Genomic DNA, 12380 nt, shown 5'->3' with positions numbered 1-12380 from the left:
AGCAGGTAGTTCCGCAGTTATCATTAACTGATAATGAATATTTCTCTATATATCCATTGTCTTATTTTCTCCAGGATTACACGATCCAGTTGTGCAAGAAAATTATCCGTATTACGGGAGCCTGTCAAAGAAAATAGAACATCTTCCAGCAGAGCGGGGGGCTGAGACTGAATGTAATAACCGATTTCCGTCAACGCCTGATGGATGGATTTAGGCTGTCGAAAAAGATGAAACAGCATAGCGGTATCCTGCCGAAGGATCATTTCCTGTCTATGTGCCCCATGGATTGTCTGAATAATATATTCAAATTTCGCGGCCGATCGCTGAACATTCTCCTGTTGCTTCGGGGACAGGTGGTTCAGATCATTGGCAAAACTCCAATCCCATTTTGTTTCTACCAGCTTTACCCGGTGAGATATACTGATCTGCTGGTTTTTCAACCATTCATCGGGTTTACTCAACTGAGTGGCTGACATCTCCTGGTAACGGCACCTGTCTGCAAAGAGTTGTAATAAAGAGCGATGATCCTGCTTCCACCATAAGAGCTTTTGGTGTTCCAGGGAAAACAGGTCTGACAAACATTGATAAGTTTTTTCAGGCAGTAATCCGACGGCATTGTTGCTGATAAAAACGGAAATATTACCAGCACCTGTTGGGGATGGTGTCAGCAAAAACGCCTCCAATACCGTAGGGGCCTCTTTCTCCAGGAAATAAATAGTACGTGGATAGTCAGCTTGTAGTAAACAACGCCTTACTTCCGGCAACCCGAATGGAAGGGATAGTGGCGCTTGTGTATGCGCCATGTTAACAAATGGAACTAACACATTTTCTGCAATGGTTGCTCCGCCGCAGGCATGTAAAAGGAAATACAGCACGCCTATTTTACCATGCATAAGGCCACCTTTCAAATATTCTTCTTTCCGGACGGATGATAACCTCTCTGTCAATTCAGCAATGGTAGTGCCCAGAGCGAATCTTTCACGATACAAACAATACATTCCCCATCCACTTGTTCCTTCAAAAAGATCATCGCCGGTAAATATGCCACCCGGTTTTAATTTCGTATTCAGGTGCCGCACATTGCTATCCGGTGTTTCAACACCAGAAAACATAATACCGATAGCGCCATTTGCCCAGCTGTTATCATCAGTAGCCGTTAAAGATGTTGCACTCCCCCTGATGATAAGATCGAGTCCTTCGTTATTTGCGGCGCACTGCAATTGCGTCAATACGTATCTGATCCCCGCACTACCATACGCAAACCCTTCAGATGGATATTGACAGGTCTCTCCTTCCTGTATCCACCATATACGTCCTCCTTGTTCAGTGCGGGCATTTGTAATAATTCTCAGTGTATAGGCGGCGATATATTCCTGCAAAAAAGACGCGCCTGTGAGCAGATAAAGATGGTATATCACCAACAGGGTGCCGGCTCTTCCATCGTAGAGATAATCTGAGGTATGAACATCCTGCAAAAAAAGTCCATTCGCCGGTTTGATGAGTTCCAGCGATAGCGGCAGCAGGTGGTCCCTCCCTCCTAACTGATACGCCTGTATCAAGGCATATACAACACCCGCTCTTCCTGTATAAAGCGCATAATTATCTGTGGGATGCTCCTCACAGTATTGTACCAGGTCGCTGATGAGCGCATCTGTCAGGAGAAGATATTGATCTTCCTTTGTTTTCCTGTATAATGCTATCAGCATCAGAATAAGGCCGCTAACGCCGGTATCAATATTTTCCGGATTTGCCCATTGCAGCGCTCCAACAGGCGCCGGATCCTCCATTTTCCAGGCTGCACCCGTTCCGTGATCCAGAAAATAATTCACGAAGTTACCTGCCATATCTAATATTCGTGATTCAACAGTAGGAGTATATGGATCTTTAATCATACCTGGTGCGTTTTAATCAGGTGATTAATTTTTTGATAGTATTGCGGATGATCCTGTCTCAGACGGAATTCCAATGCGTCCAGTGTAAACCAGGATTTTTTGAGCACGCCGATCGTATGAATGAACCGGGTCCTCTCCGGAACTCCTGTAAAATCAATAATGTCATTTCCAAAGCGTACGAAATCCGGGTGCAGGTAGCTGATATTGATCCCGGCATCTTCCGACATAGCATGGAAAAGCAGCTGTTCGAAAATAGTATTAAACAAATCGATGTTTATTTTACTCAATGAGGCAATGTTATTGTCGATAAAAGCAAAGGCCTCTCTGACAAAGGCATGAAAGAAATCCGTATGCTGGCCGCCGATAATTCCTGCATTGGCAGCTACCAACCGGTTGTTCCGGCTAATGGTCCTGTCCAGTACAGATGGGTAAGAATTGAAAGCTTTGGCCACTTCTATAAATACACCTGAGTACCACCTGTTATAATCTTCCCCGTCTTCCTTGCATTGGCAAACAAGTGGCGCCTGCGCCAATCTGTCGCCAAATGGTTCCCATATAAATACATCCCCATCGGCATGAATAAACGGTTTATCCTGTAAGCCATACGCATACACCTTCCCCAACGCATACAGATCTTCATGATATCCATTCAAATCATCCAGTACTACTTTTACACTGGTATATGGCAGTCCGAGTTTATCAATGAGCAGATCATAACCGGCCTTATCTGTTACCAGTTCTACCTCGTCATAAAATTTCCTGAACTGCAATGCACTGAGCATCCAGCTATAATAGTTATACTTTCTGTCTGGCCATCCGCACCGGTTCCATTCACCGGCCTTCTGCCCGGGCTTAGACCATAAGCTCTGTACTATTTTCATTGGTTCAGATTTTAATTTGAACGAGTGTTTCCTTGTCGCGCAGTTGCTTTTCCTGATCCAGCACAAATGCTATCTGGTTAGCCAATTCTTCTATCGTTGCTTCTAACAGAAAATACGAAAGGTTGATACTTACATGATAAATACTCTTCACCCGCATAATCAGCTGTATGGCTTTCAGGCTGTGACCACCCAGGTCAAAGAAGTTGTCTCTGATGCCGATGTTATCTTTATGAAGCAGATCTTTCCAGATCAACTGCAGTGTTTTTTCTATCTCGTTTGAAGGGGGCACATAAGCAACCTTAACAGCAGCCACCTTATCAGGTTCGGGCAACAATTTCCGGTTAATCTTTCCCGTTGCCCCGATGGGAAATTCATTCATCGGTATGAACCAGGATGGTATCATATAAGCCGGTAGGCGCGCACTGAGATAACTCTTAAAGTTTATGTCAGGTACACTCTCCGAAACGATGATGTAGGCCGCGAGGTAATCGTCACCATCGGCGTTTTTCCAACAAAGCACCACCGCATTTTTCACCTCTTTATGCTGTTGCAATGCCTGCTCAACTTCTCCCAGTTCTACGCGATATCCATGAATTTTCACCTGTGAATCTTCCCGCCCTATAAAAACAACATTGCCATTGGAAGTCCATCTGCCCAGGTCCCCGGTTTTATAGAGCCGTTCACCTGTCCTGAATGGATGCGTTATAAACTTGTCTGCCGTAAGATCAGGTTTGTTGAGGTATGACAGCGCAAGGCCATCGCCGCTCAGATATATTTCCCCTACCGCGCCAATAGGCCGGATGTCCAACCGCTTATCAAGGATATATAGCTGCGTATTTGAAACAGGAGATCCGATAAGTACTTCATCCCCTGCCTGCATCTTATAACAGGTACTGTACGTAGTATCTTCGGAAGGACCATACAGATTTCTGACAACAATACCTTTCGACAGCAGCTGGTCCGCATATCGCTGCGGCAAAGGCTCTCCTGCCATGTTTACCACCGTTACACCACCCAGGTCAATATTTTCGTTCAACAGGTACCCCATTACAGCCGGTACCGTATTGATCAATACTTTTTCTTCGCGACTTAGAAAAACAGGGATCGACAATGGTCCGGACAAAAAGCGTATGCTTTTACCGGTAGTCAGCGTATAGAATATTTCAAATACAGAAAGATCAAAACAGATAGAGGTGGCACTATAAACCAGGTCAAAATCATCCCTGTCAAATTCCAGGTGGCACCAGTTGATAAAAGTGTTAAGACTATGATGACTAATCACCACGCCTTTTGGTGTTCCCGTAGATCCGGAAGTATATATCACATATGCCGTATCATTGGGCTGATGCCTGTAAGTCAAAACCGCCGGTTCACCTTTCGGCCATTTTCTGAAACGCTCCAGTTCTTCTTCATCAAACAATAATTTACAACCGCTGTCCGACATCATATAATCAATCCTATGTTGCGGATATGCCGGATCAACAGGTATATAAGCGGTACCGGATTTAATAATTCCCAGCAACACAATGATGATCCACTCACTTCGTTCGAGCTTCACACCAACCAGGTCGCCCGGCAATAAATGACGCGATGCCGCAAGATAGGCTGCAACTACATCTGAGGCTTCATCCAGCTCACGGTAACTAAGACGTTTCTCTTCAAACAATACCGCATCATACGCAGGATACAGGGCCGCTTTTTCCTTGAACTGATGAAGAAATGTGGCATCAGACGGAAATTCAATGGATGTATCGTTAAAGTCATCGCAGATTTTCTGTCTTTCATCCGCCGTAATGAATGGTAACTCACTGATTGGCCCGGCGGGATTAATAAGAATGGCATCCAGCAATACTTCAAAATTACCCGCCATTCTCTCTATTGTATCACGATGATATATATCACTATTGTATTCTATCATAAAATGCAGACCAGCTGCACGCTCCCGAAAGAAGAATGAAAGATCCACTTTACTGGTGGGATTAATATACTCCGGATAGGTACCTACAGCAAGATCGTCCAGCACCAGCTGCTCATGGCTTTGATTATCCTTATCTTCCAGCACCACCATTACGTCAAAAAGCGCATTGCGGCTCATGTCGCGTTTATACGGCAACATTGCCACCAGCTCCTCAAACGCCAGCTCCTGATGTGCAAAGGCGTCCAGACACACCTCTCTGACTTCCGCCAATAAAGTTCTGAAATCATGATGCCCGCTGCTACGTATTCTTAATGCAAGGGTATTGATGTATAGTCCTATTTGTTTTTCCAGATCCGCGTGCGCCCTTCCTGCTACCGGGCTACCAATCACGATATCCTCCTGTTGCGTGTAACGATGGAGTAATACAAATACAACTGATAACAAAGCTGTAAATAGTGTTCCTCCTTCTACTTCCTTCACCAGGGAGAACAACCGATCACTCTTTTTCCTTTGATATTTTCCTGTATACGGTTCCTCCGGAAAATGTTTTTACGGGAGGCCGCTTTGTATCACCGTAAAGGTTTAATACAGGCAGCACTCCGGAAAATTGCTGCTGCCAGTATGGTCTGTCTGTATCGGATATCGTTTGCTGCGAATGTGATAATTGCCAGGAAACATAGTCCTTATACTGAAAGGGAAGTGGAGTTATTTCTATCTCCAGCTTTCTTCTGTAAGCGTTATAACGTTGAGAAAGTTCGGCCGCCAGAATCTGTGTAGACCATCCATCGCTGATGATATGATGCATCACATAGATGAGTACCCAGCTATTGTTTGCGAGGTGGAACAAGCCGGCCCGTAACAGCGGCCCCGTGGTCAGATCAAAGGGCTGTGCATTCGCTGTTTCCAGCAAACCTCTTAGTTGCTCTTCACCATTATCAGCCATTGTGAGATCTGTCACCGGAATATGAAAATCCGTTGTGTACTTAAGTATCACCTGGGTTATTTCTCCCTGTTCATTTTCGCGAAAAACGGTACGCAGGGATTCATGACGGGCAATGGTAGCGGTGAACGCACGCTCCAGCGCTGCAATATCAAGATTACCTTCAAGTGTATATATCCCCGTAATATGGTAAGCAATACTCCCTCCGTGAAGTTGACTAAGTCCCCATATCCGGTGTTGGGAAGCAGATAACGGATAGGACGATTGCTCTTTCAGTGCCGGTATCTGAGAAAAAGATACTTTCTGTAATTCGGATATCCGACGGGCCTGGGCTGTCAGCAAGGGATTTTCAAACAATTCCCTCACCGGCACTTTTACTTCAAAATGACGGTGAATCTGAGCAGCCAGTCTTATGGTCTTCAAACTATTGCCTCCGAGTGTAAGGAAATTATCTGCTGCACTTAGCACCTCCTTATCCAATATATCAGACCAGATTGCTGCAAGCGCTATCTCTGCTTCATTTTGGAACGGAATATGCGTAACGTCTGCGGAGAGATCGCATCCCTTCAATGCCGCCAATGCCTTCCGGTCGGCTTTACCACTGGGCGTCAGTGGAATATGATCCAGCTGGATAAATGTGGCTGGAAGCATATGCGGAGCCAGGACATTTGCGAGGTGGGCTTTTATTCCGCTGATATGAAGTGGTTCTTTACCGGTAATGCAGGCCACCAGCTCCTTTGAGCCATCGGCAGCTATCCGTGCTATCACTACGGCTGCTTCAACAGAAGGATATTGTTTGAGGGCTGTTTCAATTTCCCCCGGTTCAATACGATATCCCCTGATTTTAATCTGTTCATCCTTTCTGCCGATGAAGTCTACTACACCTCCCGGCAACCATCTTCCAAGGTCACCGGTTTTATACATCACTGCACCTGGCAGGAAAGGATCCGATACAAACTTTTCTGCGGTCAATGCCGGCTGGTAAATATACCCATTACCAACACACAGGCCTGATATGAAAATTTCCCCTATACATCCCATCGGCAGCTGCTGGTGTTGTGGGTCAAGAATATACAGGCGGCAGTTGTTTACCGGTATACCAATAGGAAAACTACCGGCAGTATGCCATTCATCTGTGTTAATCTTATACCAGCTTACTACGTCCGTGCATTCAGTTGGACCGTAGGAATTAATCACTGCCCCATGAAAATGCCCGGAAGTAATCAATCCATCGAGTTCGCCCATGAGCACTGGTTCTCCGCCCAATACCACATTACGCACGGAGGCCAGCTTTTTATAATGATCACTGATAATAGTATCAAGTAAAGGATAGAAGGCGCTGGGAGCAGAATTTATCACCGTTACCTGCCTGGCAGTAATCGTATCTGCCAACTGATAATAATCGCCGTAAAAGTCATCCGGCACGCATAAACGACACCCGCTTATCAAAGGTGCAAATATGTTCTTCTGGGCAAGATCGAAGCTCACCGGGGCCATCAGAAGCACACAATCATCGGCCTGCAGGTGCAGCGCTGATTGATACCACCATACCAGGTTGGTAAATGAATTATGACGAACCATGGCACCTTTTGGGCCACCGGTTGATCCGGAAGTGTAGATCACATACACCAGGTCCTGTGGACTATTTACCTGCACAGGATCGGCAGCGCTATATTCTTCCTGTAATTTATGAAAAGCCTGTAACCAGTTTTCATCGATGACCATGGCACAACGACTGTCTTCCACCATATACCTGATACGCTCTGCCGGATATCCGGTATCCAGGGGAAGATATGCAGCACCACTTTTCAATACGCCCAGTATCGCAACAATAAGTGATTCACTTTTGGGAAGGTTTACACCAATGAGACTATTGGGCTTTACCTGGCTATCTGCCCGCAGGCGGGCGGCAATACGATTGGCCTGCTCGTTGAGCGCGCGGTAAGTGAGTGTTCCAGCGCCACAAACAATGGCAATGTTATCAGGAGTTTGTTGAACTTGTTGCTCAAACAGTTGCACAACTGTTTGCTCTTCCGGGAATGATTGTTTTGTTCCGCTAAACCCCAGTAATACCTCCTTCTCCCGGGTACCCAGGTAATCCAATTTTGATAATGATGTATCCGGCCATTGTATAACCGCTGACGCGATTCCCACAAAATGTCCGGCCATGCTGCGAATTATATTATGGTTGAACAATCCGGTGTTATAAGTTATCCGCAGGGAATAAGCTCCGTTGTTAATAACAATATCAAACAACAGATCAAATTTGGCCGCAGTGAAGAGTTCCGGTTCGTACTTCCGGATTCGCAAATTTGGTAGCCCGCCGCTACCGCTGCTTCCTCCCGGTGTTTCCTCCCAGAGGGTCAGTACAATATCGAATAGCGGGTTCCTTGCCGGATCCATAGGAAGGTGGAGAGCATCGACCAAAAGATGATATGGATACTGTTGATGTTTAAAAGCGTTGGTGACGGTATTTCTGACCTGCGTTACCAGGTCTCTGAAATTGCCCTCCCCGTTAAAGGTTGTCCGGAGCGCCAGCATGTGGATATAAAGCCCCATCTGGTCTTTTACGGCAGCATGTTCACGGCCGGCAACAGGGCTGCCAATAATAATATCCTCCTTTCCCGTATACCGGTATAATAAAGTATTCAGGACTGCGAGCATACACATAAAAACGGTTGCGCCGTTTTCTTTTGCCACCTGATCCAACCCTTCTACCAACTGGTTATCCAGTGGTATCGTAAAAATTGCGCCATCATATCTTTTGACTGCCGGCCTTACTTTAAACGGCAGATCGATAAGCGGCAGTTCCCCTTGAAATTGTTGCAGCCAATAGTCCCGTTGTTGCCCGAATGCATTTTCCGCCAGCAATTCGTTTTGCCAAACGGCAACATCCTTATATTGAATGGTAAGTGCTGCCGGTGGTAAAGCCATATCATCCATATACTGGATGTAATACCGGCGTATATCACTAAACAGCACGTCTAATGACCATCCATCGGCAATAATATGATGCAATACACAGGCAAATATCCAGGTATGCTCTTCTACCTGGTATAAGAAAGCACGCAGTAATACGGGTATATTCAGATCAAATGGCTGAAAAAGTGCTGCCTGCAGCAGTTGCTGCAGCAATGCCTCTTTCCCTGGTTCATTTACCAGGTGATGACAGGCAATATTAAAAGGTAGCAGGCCATCCGGGTGAATGATCTGTCTGATATCTCCATCGGGAGTTTCGGAGAAAGAGGTGCGCAAAACTTCATGTCGTTCAATAACACATCTGAAAGCATATTCCAACGCGTCTTTTACCAGTTCTCCTTCCATCACATACACACCGGGCATATTGTAGGCAGCACTGGCTTCAGGCTGCTGACTGAGAATCCATAGTTGTTGCTGCGCAGCAGACAACGGATAGTTCCTGCGAATAGCTGCCCGGGGAATGAGCCGCTGCACCTGCTCTTTGTTTTGTTGTATCCATGCAGCCATTTCCGCCACAGTAGGATGCAGCAAAAGATTATCAAGCAACACCGATACACCAAATTCCTGGTGTAACCGGCTGGCAAGCGCAATTGCCTTGAGGCTATTTCCGCCAATTAAGAAAAAGTTATCTGTTATACTCACCTTTACCAGATGTAACAGCTCACACCATATGAGGGCAATTTTTTCTTCTGTGGCATTACCCGGCATACTGTAATTTATCTCCGGAGCTTCTTCCAACGGCCTTTGCTGCAACTCCTTGCGGTTTACCTTTCCGTTGGGCATCATTGGCAGTTCAGACAAATAAATAAAATCCGAAGGAATCATATACGATGGCAATAAAGACTTTCCGTAATCAGCCAGGTAAGTGGCCTCAATGGGTTGTTCGCCAGTCAGATACGCCACCAGCTTTTTATCGCCGGCCATATTCGTATGGGGCACTACCACAACAGGTCCGATACCCGGGTAGGTGGCAAGCACTTCTTCTACTTCACCCGGCTCTATTCGAAACCCGTTAATCTTCACCTGCGCATCATTTCTACCTACAAAAGCAATATTACCATCAGGTAACCATCTGCCCAGGTCACCGCTTCGATACATATAACCATGTCCGAACGGATCGGGCAGGAATTTCTCCATTGTCAGGTCGGGCCGGTTCAGATATCCTTTTCCCACTCCTTCACCTGCAATAAAAATTTCGCCGTTGATACCTGTTGGTTGCGGCTTTTTACCTTCATCCAGGATATAAATACGGGTATTGGCGATCGGACGGCCAATCAGTATTTGCCCATCCTTTTTTGTTTTGTACACTGTGTTGTAAATAGTTGTCTCCGTTGGCCCGTATAAGTTCCTGACAACGGGACCATCGGGTATTCTGCTGAGGAGCTGGGGAGACAGCACCTCTCCTGCCAGGTTAAGTACACTCACATTGCTCAGATCTGCATGTCCGTCCAGCAACGCATTCAACACACCAGGCACCGTATTTAGCAGAAATTTGTCTGTAGCAGATAACTGCTGCGGCACAGCCAGATAACCGGGAAGAAATAGTAGTTTCTTTCCAATAGATAACGTAAAAAATATCTCAAAAACTGACAGGTCAAAACAGATAGAAGTAACACCCAGCACGGTATCAAAATCATCATCCGAAAACTCCGACTTGCACCAATGGATAAATGCGTTCAGATTACGATGCGTTATCATCACACCTTTGGGTGTTCCTGTAGACCCCGAGGTATAAATCACATACGCCAGCGCATCCATCGTTACAATGATATCCGGATTATCTTTACTATACTCTTCCCGCACTGCTTTGAAAGCTTCTAACATATTTATATCGATAGTCGTTTTGCAACTGCTATCGCTTATAATAAAGCTGATTCTTTCTGCCGGGTAATCAAGATCAATCGGTACATAAGCCGCTCCACTTTTTAGCACTGCCAGGATGGAAATGATAGTCCATTCACTACGCGGTAATTTCACGGCAATACGATCATCCCGATTCGGCTGGTGGTGTACACGCAGATAATGCGCCAGTTGATTGGCCAGGTCATTTAACCTGCTGTAAGTAAAAGATTGTTCACCATATACCAGCGCTATGGCATCCGGCGTTCGCCTTACCTGTGCTTCAAACTGATCTGTTACCTGCCTTGTAAGGTCAAACGGTGCCTCCGTTTTATTAAATAGCTGCAATACGCGTTCTTCCTCCAGCGGATCTGTGATCTTTATACTACCCAGCGTTGCACCGGGGTTAAACAATAGCTGTTTAACGATGTGCTGCCACATATTAAAATACCGGACGATAGTGTCGCCGGTAAATAATGAGCTTGCATATTCCACTTCCAGATAAAAATAATTTCCTGGTTCGCTGCTAAAACTAAAACTCAGATCGAACTTTGAGAATGTCTGCTCTCTTGCCGTTTGCATTACACCGGGTAATACAGTATCCATCGGCTTCATCTCAATCGCTTGTTTAGTGCTTTGCCACATACTCCCGTCACCGGCGGCAACATCCTGTAATACCATCAGCACGTCAAAGAGAGGATTATGCCCTGGCTCCCAGCGCAGGTCAAGGTCGTTCACTATTTTATCAAAAGGATAGTCCTGGTATTCGAATACGCGGAAGGTATTATCAGCGGTTTGCTTCAAAAATTCACTCCAGGTTACATCTGCCCGGATAACAGACCGCAACGGTAGTACATTCACATATAGACCTATCTGTTCGTGCAGATCATAATGACTTCTTCCTGATACCGGCGTACCGATAATAATATCCTGCTGTCCGGAAATTTTACTTAACAGCAACGTGATGGTAGCCATGAGAAAGTTGAAAGGCGTAACACCTGATTGCTTGCAGTAATTGTTAATCTCCGGGTAAAACCCGTTACCAAGATCAAACCTTGCGACAGCGCCCGCGAAAGACCTCGTTAATGGTCTGCTGAAATCTGAAGGCAGCATCAAGGGGTCGGGCGCCTGTGATAAATAGTGCGACCAAAATGCCTTTGCTCTCCGGCCGTATTCGCCGTTCAGTAAAATTTCCAGCCATTTTGTATAATCTTTATATTGAATAGAAAGCGGCGCGTTATGCCCGCCTCCATTTTCATAGCACTGCATTATCTCCTTTATCATCAGCATCATGGAGCGACCATCGCTTACCAGGTGATGTACAGAAAGGATAAACACATGTTCATCATCAGACAATTGCAGTAATGCAGCACCTACTAAAGGGCCATTATAGAGGTCTGAAACCTGCAGCATAAAATGCCGGATCTCCGCTATTACCGGCTGCATCGGATATTGTTCTGCCCTCAGATCCAGGTACCGCAGGCCTAAGGCTGATGGAGACAATACGGTTTGTCGTACACTTCCATTTACTTCTCTGAAAACGGTACGTAATGATTCATGTCGATTTATCAGCCATTGAAAAGATGTCAGCAGACGGTCTTTCTCCAGTGCCCCTTTCAGGTACAACGGCGTTACAATATTATAGGCAGCATTTCCGGATTTATCCCGACACAGCATCCAGATCCTTTGCTGCGCATTGGAAGCCAGGTAGTCCGGCTGCCATGGAACAGGCAGAATCGCAGCTGATCTGTGGCGGTCCAGGGCTTCGTTCAGGAAATCTTTCAGCTCCTGCTTACGGTCCTCTATTGCCTGCAATAAAGCAGGAGACAGCAGTGACACATCGCCGTGCAGGTGCAATTCCTCATGAATAAGCCGTGGAATAATCTTCTTCCGCTTTAACTCGGTAATAATCGCCAAAACATTCATACAGT

At 45.8% G+C, this 12380-nt stretch carries 4 protein-coding genes; all 4 read right to left on the bottom strand.

Features of this window, described 5'->3' with window-relative positions; all coding sequences use genetic code 11:
• Positions 1-23 precede the first annotated feature (23 nt).
• From QFZ48_RS24825 to QFZ48_RS24810, 4 genes are read right to left on the bottom strand one after another with little or no spacing between them, the layout of a single operon-like run.
• A complete protein-coding gene (locus tag QFZ48_RS24825) occupies positions 24-1892 on the bottom strand; it encodes a lanthionine synthetase LanC family protein (protein ID WP_429064201.1) in 1869 nt (622 codons plus the stop codon).
• Entirely contained in the window at positions 1889-2773 is an 885-nt protein-coding gene (locus tag QFZ48_RS24820; RefSeq protein WP_429048599.1) for a DUF6734 family protein, read from the bottom strand. The genes QFZ48_RS24825 and QFZ48_RS24820 overlap by 4 nt, the downstream gene beginning before the upstream one ends.
• Before the next feature lie 4 nt (positions 2774-2777).
• Positions 2778-5183 carry a non-ribosomal peptide synthetase gene (locus QFZ48_RS24815; RefSeq protein WP_429064198.1) on the bottom strand — a complete coding sequence of 802 codons (2406 nt, stop codon included), beginning with the start codon at positions 5181-5183 and terminating at the stop codon, positions 2778-2780.
• Positions 5184-5187: 4 nt separating this feature from the next.
• Positions 5188-12375 (bottom strand): amino acid adenylation domain-containing protein, encoded by a 7188-nt coding sequence (locus QFZ48_RS24810; protein WP_429064196.1) that lies wholly within the window; start codon positions 12373-12375, stop codon positions 5188-5190.
• Between the last annotated feature and the right edge of the window lie 5 nt (positions 12376-12380).

It is taken from the genome of Chitinophaga sp. W2I13, from assembly GCF_050434005.1.
Classification (GTDB): domain Bacteria; phylum Bacteroidota; class Bacteroidia; order Chitinophagales; family Chitinophagaceae; genus Chitinophaga.
The sequence above is the reverse complement of the archived record's forward strand: the minus strand, read 5'-3'. Positions and strand labels throughout refer to the sequence as shown.

Excerpts from the sequence above, each read along its gene's own strand:
- QFZ48_RS24820 (WP_429048599.1), bottom strand. The coding sequence starts at position 2,773 with ATGAAAATAGTACAGAGCTTATGGTCTAAGCCCGGGCAGAAGGCCGGT.
- QFZ48_RS24810 (WP_429064196.1), bottom strand. The coding sequence starts at position 12,375 with ATGAATGTTTTGGCGATTATTACCGAGTTAAAGCGGAAGAAGATTATT.
- QFZ48_RS24825 (WP_429064201.1), bottom strand. The coding sequence starts at position 1,892 with ATGATTAAAGATCCATATACTCCTACTGTTGAATCACGAATATTAGAT.